The following is a 26,008-nucleotide window of genomic DNA, read 5'->3' on the forward strand; positions in this document are numbered from 1 at the left end:
AGAGAACAACTGCTATGAATCTGCTCTATACAACGTATTACGAATAGCTACAGCTTACCATATTTAAAGGATACACTCAAAACTAAGCTTGTTATGTTGCTATTCATGGTTCACATGATTTTGGATATCCAATTGTAACCTTCCTTTTGTTCACACAAAGCAAAAACTGCTTCACCGGCGAACCGGGAAGCAGTTTTGTGAACACATATATACTATTGTGAAATAGGAATCTTATCCTCCTGAACCGGATTGAGGGGTAGAAGGAACTTCTGTTCCTCCGCCGTCTCCACTGGTTCCACTATCTGGTGTAACGACTTGACCCGGTGTACTCACTCCACCATCACTTGAGCCGTCACTTCCAGGATCAGTCGTTCCTTGTCCTGGCGGAGTACCACCACCGTCCGGTTGACCATTGCCAGGACCCGATCCACCATTGTTGCCATTGTTGCCATTACCATTTCCGCTGTTTCCGTTATTCCCATTACCATTGTTGCCATTCTCGCTTGCATTACCGTTGTTACTATTCGGGTTACCATTATCGCCCGCGCCCGTGCCATTGTCCGGATTATCCGTGCCTGGCACTTCAGGATCTGTACCTGTTTCAGGATCTGTACCCGGATCTGGTTGCTGCGGATTAATCTCCTGAGCTTCGATCATAAGCGAAATGGTATTGGATGGGCTGGTTTCCTGTGCGGAAGCCGTATCATAAGCCGTTACATAATACTCATAGGTTAGCCCCGGTAACGCACTTAAATCCTGCGCACTTGTCGAACCAACAGCATCGATCAGATGAGTAAACTGAGCTTCCGAAGTCTCCTTCCGGTAGACACGATACTGCGTATTCGCGTCTCCCGTTCCAGTCCAGCTAAGTGAAACGGTCTGAGTAGATGGATCATAGGATCCATTCAATCCGCTCACTGATAATGTCGGTTGCTGTGGTTCCTCCACGGGAGGAGGTGCCTGAGAGCCGGCTGGCGTTTTGAACTCTTTCACAGGGACACCTTTTAATGCATCTCCCATGACTTTGGCAAAAAACGCTGCAGACAGCTTACTGCTGTTCTTAAGCATATGTTTTGCATCCGGATTGTCATAACCCATCCAGACAGCACCAGTCCACTCAGGGGTGTACCCGACAAACCATACGTCACGGTTCGAACTGTTGCCAGCAATACCACTTTGCACAGTTCCCGTTTTACCGGCTACTGGCCGATCCAGACGAGCGGAGCGTCCGGTACCGTCATTTACTACGTTTTGCAACATCTGCGTAAGCTGATATGCGTTCTGTTCACTCATTACACGTTTGGTTTCTGATTTATCATGTTTGTAAATGGTTTTGTCGCTACTATCCACAATACTTTTTATGGAGTAAGCTTGCTGATACTCACCAAGGTTAGCAAAGGAGCTGTAAGCTTGAGCCATCTCCAGTGTATTCGTACCTTTGCTAAGACCACCCAGAGCGATTGCCAGGTTTTTGTCCTGGTCCGTCAGCTGAATGCCTACACTTTTCGCAAAATTAACTCCGGTATTTACCCCGATCTTATCCAGCAACCATACAGCAGGGATATTTTCCGATTTTGTTATGGCATCGGTCATGCTGATCGTAGAAGAGTATCCATGCAGGTTGCCCGGACAATAATTTCCGAAACACTGCTTCTCATTGCTCAGCGGCGAGTTCGCACTGTACTTTCCTGTCTCCAGAGCCGGAGCGTAAGATACGATTGGTTTAAACGCTGATCCTGGCTGTCTCCGGCTTTGCGTTACACGACTATATCCTTTGGTCTGATAATCACGTCCGCCTAACAAGGCAACAAGACTGCCATTTTCATGATTCATAATGACCATCGAACCTTGAACCTGTTGATCATCCTTGCTTGCCTCAAACAAACTGTCATCCGAGAAAGCATTCTCCACAGCTGTTTGAGCCTGTGCATCCATTGTTGTATAGATTTTGAAACCGCCAATATTGAGATCGTCTTCCGTCATGCCCGTTACACGCTCTGCTTCACGGAGCACATAGTCAATAAAGGCTTGATACTTTCTATCTTTCTCAGGCGGTGTATATTTATAGACCACGGCCTTCGCTTCGTTCATCTCCGCCTCGGTGATGTAACCTTGCTCATACATTAATTGCAATACCACACCGCGACGCGTTTTCGAATCATTTGGATTACTTAGCGGATTGTATGCAGATGGCCCTTTAGGCATAGCAGCCAGTGTAGCGATCTGCCACAGTTTCAATTGTTTCAAATCCCCTTGCCCAAAATAAAACTCCGATGCAGCCTTGATCCCGTAACGCTGATGGCCAAAGAAAATCCGGTTCAGGTACATCGTCAAAATCTCATCCTTGGAAAATTTACGTTCGAGCGCCATCGCGATCGATACTTCGGTTGCTTTTCGGAAAAACGTCTTATCACGCGACAGGAACATATTTTTGGCCAGTTGCTGGGTCAGCGTACTACCGCCCTCTACCATGGAACGTGCCATGATATCCTTGACGGCTGCACGACCAATGGACCAGATATCTACACCTTGGTGCTCATAGAATCGTTTATCCTCTGTAGCAACAAAGGCTTCTTTGACCAATTTCGGAATATCATCGGATTCCACAGGTTCCAGCTTTTTGATTGACAGCTCGCCCATAATATTATTGTTGCGATCATAGACCTTTGACGTTTCATTGATTGTTGTTTTATCCATGTTGGCTGTGAGCAGGCGTTCACCACTAATTAAAATAAACAAATATCCGCCTAGCGCACAGAATATGGCGACTGCCATGGTGAAAAACAAAGTCCATCCAACGCGTTTCCCCGTAATTTTTTTCTTTTTAGAGGTCTTAGGTTTCGCTTTTTGGTTTGACTTGTTATTGGTGTTGCGATTATTAGACCTCGATAACGGATCGTTTGGCATGTTACCTCCTGACTCCCTTTCAGTTGCATGTTTTCTATTTCTCTGGCAAGCACAAGCTTATATTAAACCTATTTTGCCCGGAATGAAAAGAACAACCCTTATTAGGTTGCTCTGTTTCAATACCTATACTTGTAGACGAAATGGTTTGTGAAAAGGTTTCGGATTTTTTAAGCTTCGCCGCCGTTGTCTTGCTGCATCAGCGATACGCTGCGTTGCGGCGTGAACGTGGAGATGGCATGCTTGTAGACCATTTGCTGGCGTCCGTCGCTGTCAATGACGATCGTAAAATTGTCAAATGCCTTGATCGTCCCGCGGATTTGGAAGCCATTGGTCAGATAGACCGTAGCCGGAATGTTTTCTTTCCGCAGTTGGTTCAAGAACGTATCTTGGATGTTGATGGACTTGTTCATTAGCCGTACCCCCATTGGTTCATTTGAATTCGTAGTGTAAGTATTATTCAATATCGCTGAGTAGCTTTCGTGCTATTATATCATGAACAGTTTCATATAATCCACAAAAACCCCTTGTCCCTTTTTCACATCTCCTAGAGGAGAGGCTATAAAATTAGTAGACTTATCCATTATACACCGCCTTACAGATTTGCAAAAGAGGAACAAATTTCACGTAATAACTGTATAACAAGCCTCCACTAAACAAGTTTTAATGCGTTATACCGTGTTAAGTAATATCACACTACTAGTAAATGGTCCCACACAGGAACGACCATTTTCTCTATGAGAACGTTACGTAGCAGACTGAATAACAGATCAGTTCCTCCTACCTTCGATCTCAAAACCTCAAATTTCCGAAGAATGATCACTTAAATCTTATCCTGAAATCAGTGATTTGAATCATTTTGAATCATTTTGAGAGAACCCTTTTTTCATACATGGATAGCATGCCTGAACAAAAATAAAAAACCTCCAACTTTTCATCGAAAAGTAGAGGTCTTGTCTGACTTGTTTAATTCCATGTATGTGTAATCAAATCATTTATTTGCTTAAACTGGCCTTCAAAATTTCCAGTGTCCGTCATGTCCACCCACTGAATATCTTTCATATGACGGAACCAGGACAACTGACGTTTCGCAAAGCGTCGTGTATCCCTTTTAAGCCACTCCACTGCAGCATCCCAGCTAACTTCACCTTGCAAATATGCGGCAATCTCCTTGTAGCCCAAGCCTTGCATAGAAATATGACCTCGCGCGACTCCGCGTTCCATCAATGCTTTTACCTCATCGACCAGTCCTTGCTCGATCATCAGATCGATTCGCTCTTCGACTCGTGCATATAACTTCTGGCGATCCATCGTCAAACCGATGATGAGTAGATCGTACGGAGACTCTTTTTTCTGAACAGCCAGCTGCTCCGACCATTTCTCTCCTGTAAGATGGAAAATTTCGAGCGCACGTACAATTCGCCGTTGGTCATTCGCATGAAGACGATCCGCACTGGCTGGATCAACTTCCCTGAGCCGATCATGAAGTGCCTGTGCCCCATGCTGCTGAGCATAACTGAACTGCTCTTCCCTGAAAGCTTCATCTGAACCACTGTCCGAAAATTGAAAGCCATAACAGACCGATTCCACGTACAAACCCGTGCCACCCACGATAAAAGGCAGTTTACCCCGTGCATGAATTTCAGGAATCAAACGTGTGCAACTTTCCTGAAACTCAGCTACGGAATACGGATATTCCGGCTCATGAATGTCAATCAGATGATGGGGAATGCCCTTCATTTCTTCCGTCGTTATTTTCGCCGTTCCGATATCCATCTCACGATAAACCTGCATGGAATCTCCCGATATGATTTCGCAGTTAAAAGCCTGTGCCAGCTCAATGCTCAATCTTGTTTTGCCTACAGCTGTCGGTCCAACCAGCACCAGCAGCTTTGGTTTTGTTTTAACTTCCGGTTTCAACATTAATCACTCCGTACAAGGTTTTTGCATTCGCTCGATCCAGCACCTGGAATCCAAGCCTTTCAAACTCTGCGCTGCCGCGTTTTTCTTTCATGACCACTCGCTTGCGTGCGACTCTCTTCGCCTCTATAATGCTCTCTTCCGCTAATGCACGGGCATTGGCATAGTCCCGTAAAGGCTTGATTGCACTCGAATCCATCATCGGTTCACGAAACATCGGATCAAAATAAACCGTATCACAGCTATGGTCAGGCAACGAACGAAGCAGTTCCAGATGATCCTGATTTCGCAGTTCGATGCGCCGGAACGCCTCGTCTATGGATGGTTCGTTGCTCTCATAATGAGACATGCCATCAAGTAGAAGTGTATAGAGCGGCGCGGAGCTTTCACAGGCAATCACACGTCCTTGAACACCTGTCGCCACCGCAAAAACGAGTGAATCCGAGCCGAGCCCTGCGGTACAATCCACAACCGTATCTCCTTCGCGTACAGCACCTGCTTCCAGCATCGGATCAGGTTCTCCCCGTAACACACGTTTGGCACGTACAAATCCCATACTCGGGTGAAATTCAAGCTCGGATGCATCTTTCCGGAACAAGCGCGCTCTCCCTTTCAGCACCACCAGAATCTCCTGAACCTTATACTTCTCAAGCAATTTGGGAAGAGATGTTCTGTTACGTGCTACATAGGTGCCTCCAGTCTTAGCGGCCAATGCGCGCGCACGTTCTACCAGAGAAGCCGCCTCCTTGTCACCCGTCGTTATATACATAATATCCCCCTATAAAACTACATCACTCGTTTAAATAATTTTTCCAGATCATATGTTGAAAAAGAAATTACTATTGGCCGCCCGTGCGGACACGTGTACGGTTGCCGACATGAACCCAGACGCTGAATCAACACTTCCGCTTCCCGGTCAGTAAGCTTTTGATTCGCTTTGATGGAGGCTTTGCAGGAGCACATAATCGAAGCGGCTTCACGCATCTTAGCCACATCAATGCTACGCTCACTTAGAACCCATTCCGACATTTCCTCAATAATGTCTTTTTCATCCCCTTTGGGGAACCAGTAGGGGTGAGAACGCACACGGAAGGTTTGGCCGCCGAAATGCTCCAGATATACCCCCGCTTGTTCAAACCAGGCGAGTCTTGCTTTTAGCTTTTCTGTCTCGGAAGGTGTGAATTCAAGGGTAATCGGCAGTAGCAACTCCTGTGAGGCCTGAGCCGGATTGCCAAACTGTTCGTAATAGTACTCGTAATTTACCCGTTCATGCGCCGCATGCTGGTCGATCAAATATAACCCTTCATCGTTTTGTGCAATCAAGTACGTTCCGTGATGCTGACCAATCAGACTGAGTTCAGGGAACGCAGGCATAGAAGGATCTGCGTGCATTGCAGCCGACAGTTTGGCCGGATCAGGTATCGATGCTTTTTTCCAGCTACGTTCTCCTTTTTGACCAGCCGATGTGTATGGCGTACGGCTTTCCCTTACTGGAGCGCTGTAGGATGGCGCACGATACGCTTCGGTTTGACTCCCGGTAGCCGCTGGGGTTTCAGATGTGCCCGTAGCAGCTACTTCACCGGCATGAGCCTCTGTGCCTTCACCCGCATTGTTCCGAGAATGTGCGCCTGTATTCTCACGTTGAATTTCAGCTACGTTGGTATTCGAAGGTACAGGGGTGCCCACACCTCGATCCTCATCCGTGTTCCCCTGCACAGGACTATTCCTTTGATCAAGGTTTGCTCCATTCAACAGATCAAGCGGTCCATACGCTGGCGTAGATTCTGGCGGTGCTTGGGGTAAAGGAGGCGTAAACCCGAAAACGGAAGAATTCTGCTGCTGTAATGCTGGTTCTGCCTCAATACCTGCGGCTACGCCTGCGCCTGTTCCTGTCGCTATTTCAAGTTCCGCTGGTGCATCCAGATCAGAATGATCGTCTTCCAAAATCGTAGATGCTGAGCGAGATGATGGCACTGAATTTGAAGGCAGCGTTTTGGAGGAGTACGTTTCTTTGTTGTCTTTCACATCTTTGTTGGCCTTCACATCTGTACCGTCTCTACTGTCTTTCAGTACTTTAACAAGCGGGCCTTGTTGACCGTATCCTTCACTTACCTCCTGCTCTTTCACAGGTCCACGAGGGAATAGAAATTGTTCCTGGATAAACGAATTGTCATCTCCACGTCTAATCTGCTGTTTCCGTACTTGTGGAATCAATACCTCTTGTCTTAAAATCCCACGCAACGTGGTTTCCACAAACTCGTATAGTTCCGCCTCTTTGCTAAAGCGAACCTCCAGCTTCGCCGGGTGAACGTTCACGTCCACGAGTGAAGGGTGCATTTCCAACTGCAGTACCACGAGCGGAAAACGATTAATAGGGAGCAACGTGTGATAGGCTTTCAGAATCGCCTGATTTAATCCATAGTTGCGAATATATCGTCCGTTCACAATCGTTGACATCCCCGCACGATTCGCACGTGTCCATTCCGGCAGACTGATCAGACCGCTGATCTTGTAATCCAGATTTTCGCCCTCAATAGGCAGCATCGCTTTAGCCGCACTCGTACCATAGATCGCCGCAACCACTTGTAACAGATCACCATTACCCAGCGTTTGCAGTAACGTATTCTCATTGTGCCGAAGAGTGAACGAAATATGCGGATGCGACATCGCCATCCGATATAACACATCCGAGATGTGTCCCAGCTCGGTCTGAATGGTTTTCATATACTTTAGTCTTGCAGGCGTATTGTAAAATAACTCCTTAACCACAAATTCCGTTCCTTGTGGTGATGCAGCATCCTCGTGAGTGCAGAGCTTGCCGCCTTCAATCACGATTCGTCGTCCCCGCCCGTCGTCTCCACTAGCGGTCAGCACTTCCACCTTGGAGACGGCTGCAATACTTGGCAGCGCCTCTCCGCGGAACCCGAGACTTGTGATCTGAAACAGGTCACGTCCGTGGGTTATTTTACTGGTCGCATGGCGGTAGAAAGCTGTCTCCAGATCATCCGGCTCTATGCCTGAGCCGTTATCCTTTACCCGGATGCGAAGCAGACCGCCTTCCTCCACTGCCACTTCAATCTTGGAGGCCCCTGCATCCACTGCATTCTCCAGCAGTTCCTTTACGACAGATGCAGGCCGTTCAACAACCTCACCTGCCGCAATCTGATTGGCAATATGTTCATCAAGCACATGAATTTTCGCCACAGATTCTCCTCCTCCCGGTTACTCAGGATAATTGCTGTGCCTTTAATTTAAGTTCGTTCAAGATTTGCATCGCCTGCAAAGGCGTCATGTTCATCACATCAATTTCTTTCATATGACGGATCAGTTCGCGTGCAGGTTTATCTTCCACTATAACTGTTTTTGTAGGTTGCACAGTTGCTGACTGCTCGTCGTCGAAGATCGACAGCTGTACAACCTCCTGCTGTCCCTGTTTGGACAGACTTTTCGGGCTTTCCTCCCGAATGAACGGCTCCTCCGCAGCGTTCGATGATTCCAAACGAGTCGCCGTTCGCACCTCTGGATGCTGTCTGGATGACGTTATACCTTCACTCCCGAACTCACTGCCAACCGCTACCTGTGAGGCCGCTTGTTCGAAACCATGCAGTAGTCCGTTAGCACGCTCAATTATGCTATCAGGGAGACCCGCAAGCCTTGCACAATAGATGCCGTAACTGCTACTTGCCGCACCCGAAATCAATTTGCGCAGGAAGTTTACTTTGTCTCCGCTCTCCTGAACCGCCATCGAATAGTTCGCGAGCTTATCTAGACTTTCCTCCAGATGAGCCAGCTCATGAAAGTGGGTGGATACAAGAGCCTTACAGCCGATCACGTCATGTACATATTCAATGACCGATTGTGCAATTGCCATGCCTTCACTGGTGGAAGTCCCTCGGCCCAACTCATCGATGATGATGAGACTGCGCGGCGTTGCTTTTTCGGTCATGACCTGGATATCAGCCATCTCCACCATAAACGTACTCTGACCGCCGATCAGATCATCCGCAGCTCCGATCCGTGTGAAGATACGATCCATGATCGGAACTTCAGCTTGACCCGCAGGTACAAAACAACCAATCTGCGCCAGAATCGAGATGAGTGCAACTTGTCTCATGTACGTACTTTTACCAGCCATATTCGGTCCGGTAATCAGCAGAATACGTGCCTCTTCCTCAGTCATCGCAGTATGGTTTGCAATAAACGCCCCATCACGCATGACGGCCTCCACGACCGGATGCCGTCCTTGCTCGACGACCAGATTATATCCATCCGTCAACACGGGGCGCACAAAGTTACGCTCTGCACTAATCACTGCAAACGATTGATATACGTCAATTTCAGCCACTTGCTCAGCAAGCTTCTGTAGACGTGCAATCTCTTGATTAAGACGTTCACGTAACTCTGCAAACAGACCGTACTCGATATCGACCATTTTGTCCTGAGCTTCAAGAATGAGTGTCTCCTTCTCTTTCAGTTCAGGTGTAATATATCGTTCAGCGTTCGCAAGTGTTTGTTTGCGCTCATAACGTCCTTCAGGAAGTGAAGCAAGATTCGATTTAGTGATTTCAATATAATAACCGAACACCTTGTTGTACCCGATTTTCAGCGAGCGGATGCCCGTTGCTTCACGTTCTCTTGCTTCCAGCTCGGCAATCCACTGTTTACCATTCACCGAAGCTTCCCGAAGCTCATCCAGACGGGCGTGGTATCCTTCGCGGATCAAGCCCCCATCTTTCACCGACACGGGCGGTTCATCCACGATAGCCTGTCCAATCGCATCACACAAATCAGCGCAATCATCCATCATTTCAGCGATATGCTGGAGCGTTGCAGACGAAGATGAAGCACAGTGGTGGCGCAGACTAGGTATTTTGTCCAGTGACGATTTGAGTGCATTCAGGTCACGACCGTTCGCATTACCAAAAGCAATACGTCCCACCAGACGTTCCAGGTCATAGATGTCTTTCAGCTCAGCTCGCAGATCCTCACGCAGAATAAACTGGTTATATAAGGTGTCCACTGCTTCCAGTCGTTCATTGATCTTTCCTTTTTGTAAAAGAGGTTTATCCACCCAGCGCCGCATCATGCGGGCACCCATGGACGTCTCCGTGCGATCCAGCAACCACAGCAGGGAGCCCTTCTTCGAACGTTCTCGCACCGTTTCTACAAGCTCCAGATTGCGACGGGTAAACGGATCAAGAATCATATAATGATCCGGCTCATACGTAGAGATTTGTGTCAATTGTCCGAGCGAGCGCTTCTGCGTTTCACTTAGATACGAGAAAAGACGCGCTACACATGCTTGACGCTCCGGCTCCAGCCTTGCCCACACCGACTCACCAAACTGCTGACGCACGAGGTCTTCCTTGCTTTTAGTCCATGCGGTATAGACTACCGGACGCCCGATCGGAGATGATTCGGATTCTACGAGCTCCAGCAGAGCTTCGTCTCCAACAAGTTCAGACGGCTCATAGATGCCAATTTCGTCCTTAAGCCACTCCCTGGAATAGGGGACAGATGTGACGTACAGTTCTCCTGTAGAGAGGTCGCAGGCAGCAAGAGCGAGCGTGTTTTGGTTACCCGTTAGACATACCATGTAGTTGTTAGACTTGTCCCCCAGCGTCTTTCCTTCCATCACCGTTCCGGGTGTAACTACACGAACAATCTCGCGGCGTACCATGCCTTTGGTTACTGTCGGATCTTCCATCTGCTCGCAGATGGCTACTTTATACCCCTTCTCAATCAGACGCTGTATGTAATTTTCAGCCGAATGATAAGGCACGCCACACATCGGAATTTTGTCGTCTGTTCCTCCGTTGCGTGCTGTTAAAGTGATTTCCAGTTCTCTTGCAGCATTGATTGCGTCATCGAAGAACATTTCGTAGAAATCACCTAATCTGAAAAAAAGAAATGCATCCTGTGCTTCGGCTTTTACTTGCAAATATTGTTGAATCATTGGCGTGTACTGAGCCATGATATCGATCCACCATCCGTTCCTATGATGTCAGGAAGAAAGTTCCCTGGAAGGCAATAAGGCGGTCAGGCACCAAGATCACGCACCTCCGCCTTATGTTCGGCTATCCGCCTGTTCCTTCATGGGCTTACTGCTTCATATCTTCCGTATCTTAACGTATTAAAAGTCCTATATTTCATTATAACAAAAAAACGCTGCTTCTTCATGAGCCTGCCCGAATATTCCAAAGTTTACGGATATCCCGGCTCTCATCCCAGGTATGGCCCCGTTTGAATTGCCGCATGAGAGGCGCCGCATATCGTTCATACCTAGCGTATCCGGGTAGCTGTTTCAGATCATCCATCAGTGACGGGATACAGGTCATCATGACATCACGCTGTCCTTCGTAAAACGCGGAATGAAAATTCTCCTCTGCTAAAGGACGCTGTTTTAACAGATCGTAGTGGCATGCAATCAGACCTGCAAGAGCAACAACCCCCTTCGCCACAACCGGAGAAACAAGAAAACTCGGCAGTGTCCGATATTCGAATCCACCATAGGATTTCAGGCGAAAGTCACCTAACGTTCCGTACCTTGGTCTTCTTCCTGATCCGCGTGGATCTTGCAACACTGCCAGTGGTAGTGCCAAATAATTATCCAGAGCACGGAGTAATCCCCCGGTTAGCTGCAAGCCACTAAAATGAATGTGGCCACCCAGCGGCAATCCCCGTTGCGGCATTCCACCTGCCTGCCAGATCAAAGAGGAGTCACTGATACTGCGTGAGGCAGCCGCGAAGGCTCGCAACAGATGCGACAACAACTCACGCGGTTCTGCACTCGGAGCTGGACGAAGCTCGGCAACGGGGTACACCCGTCTGCCACCAATCGTTACTGAATCACAGCCTGCGATACCCGTTCGTTCGAGATAACGCGAGGCAGGTACTATTTTGGACTCAGGCATTTGTACCAGTAGAAACTCAGGGTCCATGCCGAGCACAGGAACCCGGTTCTCCTGCCGCTCTTGATCCAATAAACTTAGATGTTGCTTCCAGCTTGCTTTGTATAAGGAACCGAGGTCTGCCGAACCTTTCCAAGGGCTGGGATCCATGGAAATGACTGCACATCCGCCATTCCCTGAAGCTTCCAAACGGACGGCCCCGTGATCTAGTCCCAATGTATACAAAGTCTTGATCGCAAGACGCTCTACCCGTTTATAAACAGATGATGACGCTTCACGGTCCAGTTCGCTTTCCTGTCTCGCTCCCATTCCGCTCGTGTCTCTGCGTATGATCCGAATGGCCTGAAGGCAGCTAATATGCACATCATACCGCACACGGAGTCCAGCTTCCCGCTTACGCTGCTCACTCATGGACAGCACTTCGATCCCTGCCTGTTTTAGCCGCGTTATCCGTTCGCCAGCGCGCAGACGTGTATAAGCCTGAACACCCTTTTCGGCTTCTTCCATGACGTCCATTCCGTCCCTCCTTCCGCCATGTTCTTGCTTATCAAAAATAGACCCCGCAGCTGCGGAGCCTTCCCGTTAAACTCTTCAGGCACATAATCAGGCTCGTCACAACCCATTTTTTGTACTTTATGAAAGAAAGAGGGCTTACGCCCTCTTCGCCGCACCTTATGGTGCATATGATACCTTAGGTTATGAACATTCACTTTCCCTTTTCGAATGAGCGATTTACAACTCATCATCCAGCAGGTCTGGATCGAGATCATCATAGTCTCCATCCGCGCTGCCATAGTCATAATCCTTGTCTTCGTAATCACCGCAGCCATCCGTGCATACCTTGACACAGACTTTCGTTTCAGCCACAAGCTCTACAGCGAATTCCCGCTCAACCCGGATAATTACGCTGCCGCCCCCCGAGGACACTGTGGCTTCCACACAGCTAGGCTCCTGCGTTGCATCCGCAGATACCTCTACAGTGGAAGTCCGGTGTTTCGGGTCTAGATAGGACAAAGGTACATGTTCTACATACGATACCGTTTCTTTAGCTACATCTGTCTGTGAATTTTTGTCGTAGGAATACCAAATGTTGATATCGTAAGTACCAATAACTTCAATCCCGTCCCCCGCTGATACGGCTTCATACTGGTGGTTGATAATCCAAGCCCCCAAAATGCTGGTCGGACCATTGGGCGGAGTCACGGTATGTGTTACGGTAGAGAACTTACGACCTTTGCCGCAGATCGCCTTCGTGATAATCTCTCTACATTGATGTTTATGACTCAATGACATCTTTAAACCTCCTCCATACAATCATTCACTACAAGTGTATGCAGGACATCCGTCTAGGGTGACAACTATTTTCTATGATTCGTTTACAGATTGCGAGCGGTCTGAGATTGGAGAAGGCGCTTTGTCCTTCTTGGCGATTTTCAGATACATGGAGAGCTCCCGGCACAGCTGGAGAATGGCGGAACGCATCTCGAATTCTTCCCTTGTATCCGGCAACTCCATTTGTCTGAATTCTTCCTGCACATCAGCAAGCAACTTTTCCGTTCGTCCCGTGTACGATTCGGTCAACACGTCCTGACTGAGCTGATCGAACAGCTCCGCTACCATCTCGGCATGAGGCATTTTCTGATAGACCTGGGATACAAGATGCATCATGTGCTGTATGGAATCCAGCTGGGTTTTACGCATATAAAAGTATACGCTCCAGCCTTCATTTGGATGAATGACCTGATTCTCCAGTGAACGTTTGGCCGCTTCAATTCCGCCGAGTACGGCTTTATCCGCTTCAATTAATTCTTTGCCCGCCCATACTTCATTGGGGTTACGCAAAGTTGTGGCGAACTCCCGGAAAATTTTCGAGAACAATTCGTCGATCCGTTTGCGTATCCGGAACATCTGTGGATCAGCCGCAGGCATATACGCCAGATTCACGACCATCGCTGAACCAAGGCCAATCAAGAGCAGCGCAATCTGTACAAGAATGACATGCACATCCATCTCTCCACCACTAAATACCCGAAACACCACGACTGAACCTGTCACAATACCTTCCTTAAAGCCCACCCGAACAATCACCGGAAAAGCCGTGAGTATGTATACGCCGAGCACCCAATAATGGAAGCCGAGAAAGTGAAAAAGTACACTTGCAAACAAAAGACCAACCACGGATGCAAAAAAACGTGCCGATATCGTTCGAATACTCCTTTTTCGTGTAACATCCACACCCAGAATCGCAAGCAAGCCTGCTGATGTTGGTCCTGGCAGGCGGCACCAGTCCGCTATCAGTACAGCCATCAGCGCTGCGATTGCCGTTTTAATGACTCTAAACCCCATTTAACATTCCATCTCCTCTAAGCTGTACAAAAGTTCGCGGCCCATATGTCCCCTGTTTAGTATGACTCAACCGGTTACAAACTAGACGACATCAACCGGCATGCACAACACATGCCGGTCACAGAAACATGCCACGAAGAAGAAACACTGCCCTTCCAATTGCGATAACCGAAAGAGCCTAAACCTGTAACCGACCTATACTCATCCCATGTGTTTCTGCCCGGCATGAAGGTTTTCCTTCCATCAAATATCCTACTTGATTTTACAATTGGGGGCAACGTGACACCTCTTGTGAAATTGTACACATATGATGAACACTTGTAAAACCATCCTATTAGTTAACCTTTTTTCGAGCTATGATCTGCGACCAGACGACAGCAGCTTGCGTTCTGCATATACAACCAGTTGATACATCGCGGTAGCTACCGCTGCTATAATAAGCAGGCTTGATAACACAAGTGTGAAGTTGAACACCTGGAATCCGTAGATGATTAAATACCCCAGACCCTGTTTGGCGACCAGAAACTCACCGACGATAACCCCAACCCAGGCCATACCCACATTGACTTTTAGCGTAGATACAATTGTGGGGAATGAAGCAGGAAACACAACTTTGGTAAATATTTCAGATCGTTCACCGCCAAACGTGCGAATAACCTTCACATAATTAGGATCAACCTCATTAAAGCTGTTGTATACTACAAGCGTTGTAATGATTACCGTAATAGAGAGGGTTGTCATCACAATGGCTGTAAATCCTGCCCCGAACATGACGATAAAAATCGGACCGAGCGCGACCTTGGGCATGCTGTTGAACACAACCATGTAAGGATCGAGCACTTTGGACAAAAAAGGAGACCACCAGATCAGAACAGCAAGCAACGTTCCGACAAGTGTCCCCAGTAAAAATCCGACGACCGTTTCACCTACGGTTACCCCGACATGTGCCCATATTTCGCCGCTGACGACATCCTTGCCAATCTGAGCAAAGATTTTACTCGGATAACTGAAGAGCAATACATCAATCCACCGTAATCTGCCCGCCAGCTCCCAGAGTAAAAACATAGCAACTAACATGGACAGCTGAACCACAAAAATATGTTGCCGCCATCTGACCATCTTACGATTATGGTCACGATGAAGTTCGCCCAGCCAAACTTCACGTACTTCCTGCTTTCCTTGATCTGGCATGTTCTGACTCACGTATCTTTCTCACCTCCTCCAGACTGAACAAGTTCATCCCAAAGTGACTGGAACAACTCATTAAAGCCTGCCTGCTCCCTTGCATGGAAAGGTTGTGCCAGCCGAATTGGTTCAGGAATATCGAATTCACGCCGAATGCGTCCGGGGTTGCGGTCAAGTACGATGACCCGGTCGCTGACTGCAATAGCTTCAGACAAATCGTGTGTGACCAGCACGGAAGTTTTGCCATACTGTTTTAACGTATCCGATACAAGATCTTCCAGTTGTAGTTTGGTTTGATAATCCAAGGCCGAGAACGGCTCATCAAGCAGGAGTATCGCAGGGTCTGTGGCCAATGTTCGAACGAGGGCTACCCGTTGCCTCATGCCACCCGACAATTCAGAGGGGTACTGCTCTTCTGTCCCGCCAAGTCCCATACTAACGAGAAGTTCACGGGTACGCTCTCTGCTCTGCGTGTCCAGATTTCCTGTCAACTCAAGCCCGATCAGTGCATTATCCAGAATCGTCCGCCAGGGGAACAGATAGTCCTGTTGCAACATATAACCCATATTGGCAGAGGGACCCTGAACATGCTTGCCTTCGACTTCAACCTTTCCCCGGGTGGGTTTTAGCAGTCCGGCGATGATCGACAATAACGTTGTTTTTCCGCAACCACTTGGTCCCACCAGACTGACGAACTCTCCTTGTTTGATCTCCAGATTCAAATCCTCGATGACGAGTGATGCTTCGCGTTCACTGACATACACTTGAGAAATATTGTCCAGTCGAATCACGTTCCCGGAATTAGGCATTGCTCCTCACTTCCTTCCCTGGAGCGCCTGTTCTGCAAAAGACGGATCAACAATGGTGTTCAATTCAACCCGCTCTTTTAATTCTCCGGCAGCGCTCATGACATTCAGCAGATTGTTCCACTCATCGCCATCAATGATCGGATCTGTGGCATACGTGCCTTGTTCCTTATACCGGCTTACGCTGCTGGTCAGAATGGCAGGATCAATGTCTTTGAAAAACGGGGTGATTACTTGTGCAATCTCCTCCGCTGTATGAGAATCTACCCAAAGTTGAGCCTTGTGCAATGCATTCGTGAATTTTTGTACAAGTTCTTTGTTTTTGTTCAAATAACTTTGTTTGGTCATAAAAACCGTATAAGGCAGATGCCCGCTTTCCGTTCCGAACGATGCCACCACTTTACCTCGACCCTCCTGTTCAAAGATCGATGCCTGCGGTTCAAATAGCTGTACATAATCCCCTGTGCCTGAAGCAAAGGCAGAAGCAATATTCGCGAAATCCACATTCTGAATCAATTCCAGATCACTTGACGGGTTAATGCCATGTTTGTTTAAAACAAACTCCCCGGCCATTTGCGGCATGCCACCCTTGCGCTGTCCGAGAAATACACTTTGCCTCAATTGTTCCCAATCAAAGCTGTCCTGTGCATTTCGTGCGAATAAAAACGTTCCGTCGGTCTGCGTGAGCTGAGCAAAGTTAATGACCGGGTCTTCTGCCCCCTGTTGATAGACATAGATGGACGTTTCTGCACCCACCAGTGCAATATCTACCGAACCTGCGAGCAATGCCGCCATCGTTTTATCTCCACCAGCCGTTGTTTGGATATCCACTTCAAGCCCTTCTTCTGCAAAAAAACCTTGAGCCGCGGCTACATATTCCGGTGCGTAAAATACAGAACGAGTCACTTCACCAATCGTAATCTTGGCTTCATTCTCTTCCTTATTGCAGCTCGTCAGCGCTACAATGAGAATCAACAAAATTACAATCCCCCGGACAAACCATGGCGTATATTTCATTCGATTTCCCTCCTTTTCTGAGTTCAGCAGTTTCTCTTTACTATGAATATGCCGAGGCCCAGTAAAAGGTTAAGAACTTGCACACAAAAAAAGGTCAACCAGAATTTTCTGGCTGACCTTCATTCAGACGCTTTATAATTTATAAATCTCAGCATACTTGGCTTCCAAATAGTCTGCCAAATAATCCGGATTCAGTTCTTCACCTGTCACTGCAACTATGAGTTCGGAAGGGGTGCGGCTCTTACCGTAGCGATAAATCTTGTCTGTAAGCCACTCTTTGATTGGAATCAGATTACCTTCTTCAATCAGACGATCCAGCTCCGGCATCTCCTGACGTAACGTATGCATAATCTGTGCAGCATACATATTGCCTAGAGAATAAGAAGCAAAATAACCGAAATCTCCACCGGACCAGTGTACATCCTGAAGCACACCCTCACCATCGTTCGTTGGCAGAATTCCGAGGTATTCCTTATATTTGTTATTCCATGTTTCTGGCAGATCCTTCACTTCCAGCCCTTCATTATACAGCATTTTCTCAATCTCATATCGAATAATGATATGCAGATTGTAAGTCAGCTCGTCTGCTTCAATCCGGATTAGAGAACTCTCCACCCGGTTTATTGCACGGTAGAAATCTTCCAGCTTCACTTCGCTCAGTTGCGGGAAATGTTGCTGTAGATCTTTATAATAACGTGTCCAGAAAGGCAGACTGCGTCCGATCATATTTTCCCAAAGACGAGACTGAGACTCGTGGATACCCATCGATGTGCCTTCGGCAAGAAGCGTACCGGCGAGACTCTCATCAATATTTTGCTCATATAGTGCGTGTCCGCCTTCGTGTAGAGAACTAAAGATCGCACTGGTTACATCATCCTGTAAATAGTTAGTCGTTATTCGAACGTCACCGGGATTCAAACCTGTAGCAAATGGATGCACACTTTCGTCAAGACGGCCTGCTTCAAAGTCGTATCCCATCTGTTCCAGAATAAACAGACTGAACTTCTCCTGTTGTTTGGTGTCAAAAATTTGATTCAGAAAATCAGTATTAGGCTTATTCTCAGCCGCATTGATTTTCTCTTGAAGTGGAACGAGACGCGCTTTGAGGCGGGCGAATACAGCATCTACCTTTTCCACAGTCAATCCGGGTTCGTACATGTCCAGTAGGGTATCATACCTTGTATCCTTGACACCCCAGTAGTCAATAAACTCCTGTTTAAGTTTCACGATGTCGGTGAGATATGGTGAGAATCCGGCATAGTCACTGTTATGTTTGGCCTCTTCCCAAGCCGTCTCCGATTTGGCAGTAAGTACGGTATAGGCTTGAACTTTCTCAGGTGGAACCGACTGACTGCGATCATACTCCTTCTTGCACTCCTCCACTTGGCGGCGGTCGGTGTCTTCGAGTTGCTCCAGCACCTCCGGCTCAGTCAACGTATCTAGATAAGCTTTCATCTCAGCAGAGGTTTGCAGTTTGAATGCCTCAGTAGAGAGCAATCCCAGCGTCTCGGAGCGAGTTGGAACGCCTTTTTTCGGTGCTCCTGTGCGTAAATCCCAGTGAAGCAAACCAATGGCTTCGTGATAACTTTTTATTTTACGGGCCAGAATAAGGAAAGATTGCAAATGTTGCTGTGTTTGTTTGTCCATGGTTACCGTTCACCTCTTCAAAAAAAATTTGTACACCCTATTGATGATACTTTTTGCATTGCGTATAATCAACTTTTGACAGAAGTATAATGCATTATGCTTCTAAAATAGGGATAGCGCGGTCTACTGACTGCGGTGCTCTAATTAATCAAAGGCGTGTAGGACAAGCTGCATCTCATGCAAATGGCCGTGCTCGTCGTATTGGATAACAGGAGGCAATGGACATGAACAACATTCAAGAGATTTTGGCTTACAACAAATCATTTGTCGAGACTAAAGAATACGAGAAGTATACGGCTAGCAAGTTTCCAACCAAAAAGATGGTCATCATCACTTGTATGGATACCCGTCTTGTAGAGATGTTGCCGAAAGCGATGAACCTGAAAAATGGCGATGTAAAAATCATCAAAAATGCAGGTGCAATTATCTCCCAACCTTTTGGTAGTGTTATGCGTTCTGTATTGGTTGCTATCTATGAATTGGGCGCCGATGAGGTGCTCGTGGTAGGTCATACAGAATGTGGTATGGCTTCCCTGCATGCCGAAACAATGATTGGTCACATGACAGAACGTGGAATTTCCGAAGAGGTCATGTCTACGCTTGAAAATTCCGGCATTCGTCTGCAAAAGTGGCTGCGCGGGTTTGATAGTGTTGAAGAAGGGGTAAAAGGAACTGTGGACGTGATTAAAAAGCATCCATTACTTCCTCCCAATGTACCTGTTCACGGTATGGTGATTGACTCTGCCACAGGCGAGCTTGATCTTGTCGCTGACGGGTATGGACAACAGGCATCTCTCTAAATGGTTTGGAGTGCGGACCTTCTTGGTTCGTACTTTTTTTTGTCTAAATTAAGGCAGTTATCCTGTCAGGTTGTCAAACCATACAGTTTCAGTGTACACTTTTATGAAAGCGGTCAACGAAACAAAACAAGGGTTGTTTCGTTGGCCCAGCCCTAATATTAAGGAGACATGTGCATGAACATACTTTCCTACGGATTACTCGGGCTGCTTACCCGCGAGGAGTCTTCCGGTTATGATCTGATGCTGAAGATTCAGCCGCATTGGCAGGCCAAACACAGCCAGATCTACCCGCTCCTGTCCAAGATGGAAAACGATGAGTTACTCGCCTCCCGCTGGGTACAACAGTCTGACAAACCGGACAAAAAAATGTATGCAGTTACGGAAAAAGGCATTCAGAAGTTACTGGAGTGGATGATTACTCCGGTTACGGCGCCCGTTACGCGCGATGAATTTAATCTTCGCATTCTTTGTGTAGGTATTGCCGAAGATGGAAGCATGAGACGTATCCTGAATGAGCGGAAAAGCTGGTTCATGGAACGTATACGGTATTTCGAAGAATTGAAATCACGGATACCGCAGGATAATCTTCGGGTAGGCAACCGGGATTTTGGAAGTTACATTTTGGTGCAAAAAGGGTTAATGCATGCCCAGACGGGGTTGGAATGGTGTCATTGGGTCACCCAGCTTCTCGATGGTCAAGCGGCTATTCAAGACCCGAGTCCAAGTATTTCAGAAATTTAAATTAATTTTGAAACGTTCCAGCAGGTTGACCCGTATTACTAAAGTAAGGCCCATTTTGGGGAGTTAAACAAATTTATTCAGGGGGTTACGATCTATACAATGAAGAAAAAATTCGGAATTAAACATCTAATGATGGTTTTCATGGCATTCACACTACTGTTCGCGACGGTTGGTGTTACGAATCCGGACAGTGCTGATGCAAGACGAGGCGGCGGTGGGTTCAAATCCGGTACGAAGAGTTACACGAATACCCCTAAGAAATCAGACAATAACGTAAGTCAGTCCAATTCCCGTAACAATTCCAATACTGGCGCAGCGGCAAATAACCGTGGTGGATTCTTTGGCGGTGGCGGCGGCTTCATGAAAGGTATGATGCTGGGTGGTTTGGCCGGTATGTTGTTCGGCGGACTGTTTGGCGGTATGGGAGCACTGGGTAACATTCTTGGATTGCTCGTGAACGTAGCAGCAATTATGTTGATTGTTATGCTGGCTATGGCATTGTTCAGAGCCATTACAAATCGCCGTAAGCCTGCTGCGGATGGTCGTTATGACCGCCGTGACGATCGTGATGATGATCGTAACAGAAACGGACGGTACTAAGCTCTATGGTTCTAAGTATGGATGAGATTGTGAATGCAATTTGCATTCACATGGCAGAGCGTAAAGGTGTGCGTCCTACGGACGTAAATGTGGAGTTAAGCTGGGAAGAAGATACAGGTTATTCCGCAGAAGTCTGGATTCAAGGTCGCAGTCAGTTCCTGGTAGAATCCAACATGATCGAAGCGATTCTTCGCTACTTGCACAGCGAGTACAACATTCGTGCGTATCGTGAAGATGTTACCTTGGATCTGGATGAAGAGATTACTGCGATTGTCAATCAACATTAAAATACGGCTAGCTTCTAGCTTGTTATACAAAAGACCGTCTCCCCTCTGTCATCTGACAGCATGGGAGACGGTCTTTTTGGTTGCTTGATTTGCAAATAACTATGCTTGAAGCTTAACCAGGCTGTAGTTCTTTTTACCTTTACGGATGATGATAAATTTACCGCCAATCGCGTGCTCTGCAGATACCGTAAATTCAAGCTCGGTTATTTTTTCGCCGTTCATAGAGATGGCTCCCTTGGTCACATCCTCACGAGCTTGGCGTTTGGAAGGCTCCAAACCAAGATCAACAAGCCAGTCTACAATATTTTTAGCTTCACCGTCTGTTTCGTATGTTGGCATTTCCTTGAAACCCTGCTCGATCTCATCTGCTGTCAGGGAACGAATATCTCCGCTGAACAAAGCTGCTGTAATACGTTTTGCCTGCTCCAGCATCTCTTCGCCGTGAACGAACTTGGTCATTTCCTCTGCCAAGGCTTTCTGCGCATCACGTTTATGCGGCTCTGTTTCAACTTTCTCAGCCAAGGCTTCGATTTCTTCTTTGCTCAGGAATGTGAAGTATTTCAAGTATTTAATCACATCCCGGTCATCTGTATTCGCCCAGAATTGGTAGAATTCAAACGGTGTCGTTTTGTTCGGATCAAGCCAGATCGCACCACCAGCTGTTTTACCAAACTTCGTACCGTCCGACTTCAGCATCAGTGGGATGGTCAAGCCGTAAGCTTTCGATTCTGAGCCTTCTTTTTTACGAATCAGATCCAGACCGCTCGTAATATTACCCCATTGGTCAGATCCACCAATCTGAAGTTGTACATCCTCCGTTTGGAACAGGTGAAGGTAATCTAGTGATTGCAGAATCTGGTAAGAGAATTCCGTGAATGAAATTCCGCCTTCAAGACGGCTTGCTACGACATCTTTTGCCAGCATGGTGTTCAGGTTAAAGTTTTTCCCGTAGTCACGCAGGAACTCGATAACGTTAATCTTATGTGTCCAGTCGTAGTTGTTAACCATGCGAACCTGATTGTCACCTTCGGTAACAAACAACTTTTTCATCTGTGCCGTTAACGCGTCTACATTCTCTTGCACTTGCTCCAACGTCTGCAAAGAACGTTCGGACTGACGACCACTCGGGTCACCAATCGTACCCGTTGCGCCGCCTATAAGAATTACCGGACGGTGCCCTGCCAATTGGAAACGTTTCAGCATCATAAACGGAATCAAGTGTCCGATATGCATACTGTCACCTGTCGGATCTACACCACAGTACAGGGAGATCGCTTTGGTCTCCGTCAGTTCACGTAGCCCTTCCGCATCCGTTTGTTGATTAATGGCGTCGCGCCACTGTAGTTCGTCAATAATGTTCATTGTAATAACCCCTTTTCATCATCAAAATTCAAGCATGACTTACGTTTTGCTACGAATTCACACAGCTACGGGCATTTTTGGACACAAAAAAATCGCCGCCTTGTCTTCACAGACACAGGGACGATTAGAATAACCGTGGTACCACCCAAATTGCATGGACAACCTCTCCGAACATTCATACGTTCAAGAAATAGCGATCCATACCACTTTCAGCAAGTTATCGTTTGCCCATCCGCTTGGCATTACCCAAGTACTCCAGAGTGTAATTCGCAGCCCTTGTATGTATCAGGTTCCATCAACCCCTGACTTTCTGTAACAGGGACAAAGCCGCTACTGCGCTCTATCAACGTAATTCATGTATTTAATTATAGCCAGTATAGCGAAACGTTCTGCACATTGCAAGGGCAAGTATTCAAATCATCAACAAAACTATAACCTGATCCGTAGCTCGTCATGGTAATGAGCGTAAGCCTTCTCCGCAACCTGATCTTCGTTATTCCAGAGTTGCTGGTCCAGCTCATCCAAACGTTCTTCTTGCTCCGTCTCCAGATATTTTGGGATGTCCCACAACCCCGTTAGTCTAGAATCGTTTTCCAAATGCTCAAAACAAGCATACTGCTGCTTCACATTACTCAGAACCTGGTTTGCCCCGATCGTTTCAAGTGCCTTGCATGCGAACTTATAAGCCTCTTCTCCCCAGTTGCAGAAGAATTGTATAAAACCACCATTATAGACATCTGCCTCAAACAGCCACAACGCTGCAACCTCTTGTTCCGTCTGGGAAAGCGCAGTCCATCCTTGCGCAGACTGGTTCTTTTTCTCCACAAAAGTCAGTGCGTAATCATACCACACATCCTGAATGTCCCGTTCGCTCATATCGAAGATTTCCCCTTCCTGGGTTGAACCGTTTCCAGTTCCCGGCGTTTACCCTCTTGATGCCAAGTTAAATATGGTTCACCGATCCTTCGAAAAGCTGCCCGTACGTTGTCTTCGATCTCTTGCCATACTTCACTTGTATAATCGAGATGGGTGTTAACGTTATCGACACCATACTTCTTAAGCAGGCTTACATGGGCGGCTGTAAAAATCATATCTTCCAGCAACCAGTAGAGGACCTCCTCCACGTGCTTCAGCTTTTTAATCAGGGACGGTACACCGCGTTCATAGATTGTAACAATATAATGTCCATCGCCTATTTCGACATAGGGTGCACCTTCCCATTTGAACGACTCTCCCAATCGGTTCACATAACTTTCCATCTGTTCCATCGGGTAAGAAGTGCGTGATAACAATTCAAGGAGTTGCTGGGCTAGCTCCTCCATGCTTAACAGATTTGACACAAGATTCACCTTCCTTCTCTCTAACATCTAGGGTGTGAGATCAACCTCATATAATCGATTATAACGGCTAACAATGAAAAAGCTGCCTCTCGGCAGCCCACACCTTTTCCTCTCAGGTTCACAGAGAGGTTAAGTCCCGCAAAATGTCTTATACGAAGGGTCACAGGACACTGGCATTGCACCAAATACTTCCTGTTCAGGAGTATACGCATAAGGACGCTGGAGAATATCCAGCAAAGGCTGGATCAAACTGTAGTCTCCGTCCTGCTCCGCTCGCTCCAATACTTCTTCTACCTTCTCGTTCCGCGGAATCACTACGGGATTGTTTCGTTTCATCTGTTCCATCACTTCATCGCTGGATTCCGGCTGTCTAACTAATCTGTTTTGCCAGCGTGTATGCCACTCCTTGAAGTCGGACTCGTCACTAAGTGTGGAGGTTTCCAGTTTATTCAGAGTCAATGTCACAAACGTATTCGTGAAGTCTGCAGCATGCTTTTCCATCAGATCGAGCAGGTCCTTAATCAAGGTCTCATCTTCCGCTTCTTCCGTAAACAAACCGAGTTTGGCTCGCATACCCGTTAACCAGTGATGATGATAGTGCTCCGAAAATTGTGCAATGGCATCCTGAGCGATTTGAACAGCCTGCTCTTCATCTTCATGTAGTAACGGCAGTAATGTCTCAGCAAAACGAGCCAAATTCCAGCCCGCAATGTATGGTTGATTGCCATAAGCATATCGGCCTTGTCTGTCAATTGAGCTGAACACCGTCGCTGGGTTATACGTATCCATAAAGGCACAGGGACCATAATCAATCGTTTCCCCGCTAATTGCCATATTGTCCGTATTCATGACCCCGTGAATAAAGCCTACGTTTTGCCACTTTGCAACAAGGTGCGCCTGAAGTTTGATCACTTCCTGTAGGAAGCTTAGATAACGCTGTTCATTACCTTCTACTTGCGAGAAATGACGATGTATCGTGTAGTCTGCGAGCGCACATAAATCCTCTACCGAACCAAATTGGGCTGCATACTGAAAAGTTGCGACTCGAATGTGACTGGCCGCGACTCGAGTGAGAATAGCCCCTGGGCGCTCTGTTTCACGATAAATGTTCTCTCCTGTGGAGACAACAGCCAAGCTTCGTGTCGTAGGAATTCCCAGGCCAGCCATTGCTTCACTGATAATGTACTCCCGAAGCATCGGGCCAACGGCAGCACGTCCATCCCCTCCGCGGGAATACGGCGTCCGTCCTGAACCTTTTAACTGAATATCCACTCGGTCCCCTTGCGGAGTAATCTGTTCACCCAGGAGCAAAGCACGTCCATCCCCAAGCATATTAAAGTTACCAAATTGATGACCTGCATACGCTTGTGCAAGGGGCTCGGCTCCGTCTGGTATGTTATTACCCGCGAAAATAGCTGTGCCTTCGGGGCTTTGCAGTACATCTGCATTCAACCCCAGGCTGACCGCCAGTGTTTGATTAAAAATGATCCAGTCTGGAGACTGGACAGCCACAGCTTGTTGTCTTGTATAAAACGTTTCAGGCAGTTCTGCATAACTGTGTTCCAGATTCCAGCCTGCGTTTAAATCGTTTTTTTCCATGGGTCACACTCCTTCTCCTAACAAAGAAATTCCTTTGTTTATCTTCATGTAGCATTTGTGAACCCATACTCATTTATGTCGGCGCATGGAAATTCCAAAGTAAAAACAGTTCTTATCTGACGTGATCATCCGGCATAAAACCAAGTGTTTATTGGTATTTTACTTCGCAGGGATCGGATAATCTGTTACAATCACGTTCTCAATCCAACCATCCAGAGAGGCTGCGAACGCCTGATGTGCAGGGTGCGGACCGTATGCTCGCAAGGCTTCCTGATCTTCAAATGTTACTCTTAATCCCAGGGTGAATCCTTGAATGCGATCGGTTTCCTCCGTTACATTCACGCCAGCCGTCAGATCAACAATTCCAGGAATCTGATCCTGTAACGCAAGCAACTGAGCTACAAACTCCTGTTGCTTCGCAGGTGTGATTTTATCGTTAAATTTAAAAATAACCAAGTGTTCAAACATATTATCCCATCTCCTTATCCTTTGAAGGAAAATCATTTATTTCATTGACGGAAAATTTTTCATCTCTACCATTCT

Annotated in this window: 22 protein-coding genes and 1 other annotated feature; of the genes, 4 read left to right on the plus strand and 18 right to left on the minus strand. The window is 47.1% G+C overall.

The annotated features are described in order from the left end of the window. Positions 1-231: 231 nt before the first annotated feature. From MKY23_RS16595 to MKY23_RS16655, 13 genes are all read right to left on the minus strand, one after another. Positions 232-2,907, minus strand: a complete 2,676-nt coding sequence (locus tag MKY23_RS16595; protein ID WP_339830899.1) for a PBP1A family penicillin-binding protein — start codon at positions 2,905-2,907, stop codon at positions 232-234. 167 nt (positions 2,908-3,074) lie between these two features. Next, positions 3,075-3,317, minus strand: a complete 243-nt coding sequence (hfq, locus tag MKY23_RS16600) for an RNA chaperone Hfq (RefSeq protein ID WP_090916826.1) — start codon at positions 3,315-3,317, stop codon at positions 3,075-3,077. 553 nt (positions 3,318-3,870) lie between these two features. After that, positions 3,871-4,827, minus strand: a complete 957-nt coding sequence (gene miaA, locus MKY23_RS16605) for a tRNA (adenosine(37)-N6)-dimethylallyltransferase MiaA (RefSeq protein WP_339830901.1) — start codon at positions 4,825-4,827, stop codon at positions 3,871-3,873. Then, a complete protein-coding gene (locus tag MKY23_RS16610) occupies positions 4,808-5,593 on the minus strand; it encodes a class I SAM-dependent methyltransferase (RefSeq protein WP_339830903.1) in 786 nt (261 codons plus the stop codon). Before MKY23_RS16610 ends, miaA begins: the two co-directional genes overlap by 20 nt. A 17-nt stretch (positions 5,594-5,610) precedes the next feature. Next, positions 5,611-8,028: a DNA mismatch repair endonuclease MutL gene (mutL, locus tag MKY23_RS16615; RefSeq protein WP_339830905.1), complete on the minus strand. Its 2,418-nt coding sequence runs from the start codon at positions 8,026-8,028 to the stop codon at positions 5,611-5,613. A gap of 22 nt (positions 8,029-8,050) precedes the next feature. After that, on the minus strand, positions 8,051-10,798 hold the full coding sequence (gene mutS, locus MKY23_RS16620; protein WP_339830907.1) for a DNA mismatch repair protein MutS: 2,748 nt from the start codon (positions 10,796-10,798) through the stop codon (positions 8,051-8,053). A 202-nt stretch (positions 10,799-11,000) separates the two neighbouring features. Then, positions 11,001-12,251 (minus strand): hypothetical protein, encoded by a 1,251-nt coding sequence (locus MKY23_RS16625; RefSeq protein ID WP_339830909.1) that lies wholly within the window; start codon positions 12,249-12,251, stop codon positions 11,001-11,003. Positions 12,252-12,467: 216 nt separating this feature from the next. After that, positions 12,468-13,028: an outer spore coat protein CotE gene (locus tag MKY23_RS16630; protein WP_090916840.1), complete on the minus strand. Its 561-nt coding sequence runs from the start codon at positions 13,026-13,028 to the stop codon at positions 12,468-12,470. 72 nt (positions 13,029-13,100) lie between these two features. After that, positions 13,101-14,081, minus strand: coding sequence for an aromatic acid exporter family protein (locus tag MKY23_RS16635; protein WP_090916842.1), 981 nt, complete (start codon positions 14,079-14,081; stop codon positions 13,101-13,103). A 354-nt stretch (positions 14,082-14,435) separates the two neighbouring features. Continuing rightward, positions 14,436-15,272: an ABC transporter permease gene (locus MKY23_RS16640; RefSeq protein ID WP_339839503.1), complete on the minus strand. Its 837-nt coding sequence runs from the start codon at positions 15,270-15,272 to the stop codon at positions 14,436-14,438. 8 nt (positions 15,273-15,280) lie between these two features. Further along, positions 15,281-16,075 carry an ABC transporter ATP-binding protein gene (locus MKY23_RS16645; protein WP_339830913.1) on the minus strand — a complete coding sequence of 265 codons (795 nt, stop codon included), beginning with the start codon at positions 16,073-16,075 and terminating at the stop codon, positions 15,281-15,283. A gap of 6 nt (positions 16,076-16,081) precedes the next feature. Beyond that, positions 16,082-17,089, minus strand: coding sequence for an ABC transporter substrate-binding protein (locus tag MKY23_RS16650; RefSeq protein WP_221789372.1), 1,008 nt, complete (start codon positions 17,087-17,089; stop codon positions 16,082-16,084). A gap of 132 nt (positions 17,090-17,221) precedes the next feature. Further along, positions 17,222-18,736 carry a carboxypeptidase M32 gene (locus MKY23_RS16655; protein ID WP_339830917.1) on the minus strand — a complete coding sequence of 505 codons (1,515 nt, stop codon included), beginning with the start codon at positions 18,734-18,736 and terminating at the stop codon, positions 17,222-17,224. Positions 18,737-18,960: 224 nt separating this feature from the next. Here MKY23_RS16655 and MKY23_RS16660 point away from each other — a divergent pair, with 224 nt between their 5' ends. The 4 genes from MKY23_RS16660 to MKY23_RS16675 all read left to right on the plus strand — a co-directional run bounded on the left by MKY23_RS16660 (position 18,961) and on the right by MKY23_RS16675 (position 21,164). Beyond that, positions 18,961-19,536, plus strand: a complete 576-nt coding sequence (locus MKY23_RS16660; protein WP_090916851.1) for a carbonic anhydrase — start codon at positions 18,961-18,963, stop codon at positions 19,534-19,536. Positions 19,537-19,710: 174 nt separating this feature from the next. Next, entirely contained in the window at positions 19,711-20,277 is a 567-nt protein-coding gene (locus tag MKY23_RS16665; protein ID WP_154957481.1) for a PadR family transcriptional regulator, read from the plus strand. A 99-nt stretch (positions 20,278-20,376) separates the two neighbouring features. Next, positions 20,377-20,877: a hypothetical protein gene (locus MKY23_RS16670; RefSeq protein ID WP_090916855.1), complete on the plus strand. Its 501-nt coding sequence runs from the start codon at positions 20,377-20,379 to the stop codon at positions 20,875-20,877. 5 nt (positions 20,878-20,882) lie between these two features. Next, positions 20,883-21,164 carry a YxcD family protein gene (locus MKY23_RS16675; protein WP_090916857.1) on the plus strand — a complete coding sequence of 94 codons (282 nt, stop codon included), beginning with the start codon at positions 20,883-20,885 and terminating at the stop codon, positions 21,162-21,164. A 99-nt stretch (positions 21,165-21,263) separates the two neighbouring features. On the opposite strand, the gene tyrS is transcribed toward MKY23_RS16675, so the two are convergent. The 5 genes from tyrS to MKY23_RS16700 form a co-directional block, all read right to left on the minus strand. After that, positions 21,264-22,526, minus strand: a complete 1,263-nt coding sequence (gene tyrS / locus MKY23_RS16680) for a tyrosine--tRNA ligase (protein ID WP_154890493.1) — start codon at positions 22,524-22,526, stop codon at positions 21,264-21,266. 113 nt (positions 22,527-22,639) lie between these two features. Continuing rightward, positions 22,640-22,882, minus strand: a binding site (T-box leader). Between the two features lie 73 nt (positions 22,883-22,955). After that, positions 22,956-23,402, minus strand: coding sequence for a DUF4375 domain-containing protein (locus MKY23_RS16685; protein WP_339830922.1), 447 nt, complete (start codon positions 23,400-23,402; stop codon positions 22,956-22,958). Beyond that, the gene (locus MKY23_RS16690; RefSeq protein ID WP_167375648.1) at positions 23,399-23,866 is read right to left on the minus strand and encodes an Imm63 family immunity protein; all 468 of its coding nucleotides are present in this window, start codon (positions 23,864-23,866) and stop codon (positions 23,399-23,401) included. The genes MKY23_RS16685 and MKY23_RS16690 overlap by 4 nt, the downstream gene beginning before the upstream one ends. Positions 23,867-23,995: 129 nt before the next feature. Then, positions 23,996-25,465 (minus strand): YdiU family protein, encoded by a 1,470-nt coding sequence (locus MKY23_RS16695; RefSeq protein ID WP_339830926.1) that lies wholly within the window; start codon positions 25,463-25,465, stop codon positions 23,996-23,998. 159 nt (positions 25,466-25,624) lie between these two features. Further along, on the minus strand, positions 25,625-25,933 hold the full coding sequence (locus MKY23_RS16700; RefSeq protein ID WP_339830928.1) for a Dabb family protein: 309 nt from the start codon (positions 25,931-25,933) through the stop codon (positions 25,625-25,627). Positions 25,934-26,008: the final 75 nt, after the last annotated feature.

The organism is Paenibacillus sp. FSL R7-0272 (assembly GCF_037969905.1).
GTDB classification, from domain to species: domain Bacteria; phylum Bacillota; class Bacilli; order Paenibacillales; family Paenibacillaceae; genus Paenibacillus; species Paenibacillus polysaccharolyticus.

Excerpts from the sequence above, each read along its gene's own strand:
- MKY23_RS16595 (WP_339830899.1), bottom strand. The coding sequence starts at position 2,907 with ATGCCAAACGATCCGTTATCGAGGTCTAATAATCGCAACACCAATAAC.
- hfq (WP_090916826.1), bottom strand. The coding sequence starts at position 3,317 with ATGAACAAGTCCATCAACATCCAAGATACGTTCTTGAACCAACTGCGG.
- miaA (WP_339830901.1), bottom strand. The coding sequence starts at position 4,827 with ATGTTGAAACCGGAAGTTAAAACAAAACCAAAGCTGCTGGTGCTGGTT.
- MKY23_RS16610 (WP_339830903.1), bottom strand. The coding sequence starts at position 5,593 with ATGTATATAACGACGGGTGACAAGGAGGCGGCTTCTCTGGTAGAACGT.
- mutS (WP_339830907.1), bottom strand. The coding sequence starts at position 10,798 with ATGGCTCAGTACACGCCAATGATTCAACAATATTTGCAAGTAAAAGCC.
- MKY23_RS16625 (WP_339830909.1), bottom strand. The coding sequence starts at position 12,251 with ATGGACGTCATGGAAGAAGCCGAAAAGGGTGTTCAGGCTTATACACGT.
- MKY23_RS16630 (WP_090916840.1), bottom strand. The coding sequence starts at position 13,028 with ATGTCATTGAGTCATAAACATCAATGTAGAGAGATTATCACGAAGGCG.
- MKY23_RS16635 (WP_090916842.1), bottom strand. The coding sequence starts at position 14,081 with ATGGGGTTTAGAGTCATTAAAACGGCAATCGCAGCGCTGATGGCTGTA.
- MKY23_RS16640 (WP_339839503.1), bottom strand. The coding sequence starts at position 15,272 with ATGCCAGATCAAGGAAAGCAGGAAGTACGTGAAGTTTGGCTGGGCGAA.
- MKY23_RS16645 (WP_339830913.1), bottom strand. The coding sequence starts at position 16,075 with ATGCCTAATTCCGGGAACGTGATTCGACTGGACAATATTTCTCAAGTG.
- MKY23_RS16650 (WP_221789372.1), bottom strand. The coding sequence starts at position 17,089 with ATGAAATATACGCCATGGTTTGTCCGGGGGATTGTAATTTTGTTGATT.
- MKY23_RS16655 (WP_339830917.1), bottom strand. The coding sequence starts at position 18,736 with ATGGACAAACAAACACAGCAACATTTGCAATCTTTCCTTATTCTGGCC.
- MKY23_RS16660 (WP_090916851.1), top strand. The coding sequence starts at position 18,961 with ATGAACAACATTCAAGAGATTTTGGCTTACAACAAATCATTTGTCGAG.
- MKY23_RS16665 (WP_154957481.1), top strand. The coding sequence starts at position 19,711 with ATGAACATACTTTCCTACGGATTACTCGGGCTGCTTACCCGCGAGGAG.
- MKY23_RS16670 (WP_090916855.1), top strand. The coding sequence starts at position 20,377 with ATGAAGAAAAAATTCGGAATTAAACATCTAATGATGGTTTTCATGGCA.
- MKY23_RS16675 (WP_090916857.1), top strand. The coding sequence starts at position 20,883 with ATGGTTCTAAGTATGGATGAGATTGTGAATGCAATTTGCATTCACATG.
- tyrS (WP_154890493.1), bottom strand. The coding sequence starts at position 22,526 with ATGAACATTATTGACGAACTACAGTGGCGCGACGCCATTAATCAACAA.
- MKY23_RS16685 (WP_339830922.1), bottom strand. The coding sequence starts at position 23,402 with ATGAGCGAACGGGACATTCAGGATGTGTGGTATGATTACGCACTGACT.
- MKY23_RS16695 (WP_339830926.1), bottom strand. The coding sequence starts at position 25,465 with ATGGAAAAAAACGATTTAAACGCAGGCTGGAATCTGGAACACAGTTAT.
- MKY23_RS16700 (WP_339830928.1), bottom strand. The coding sequence starts at position 25,933 with ATGTTTGAACACTTGGTTATTTTTAAATTTAACGATAAAATCACACCT.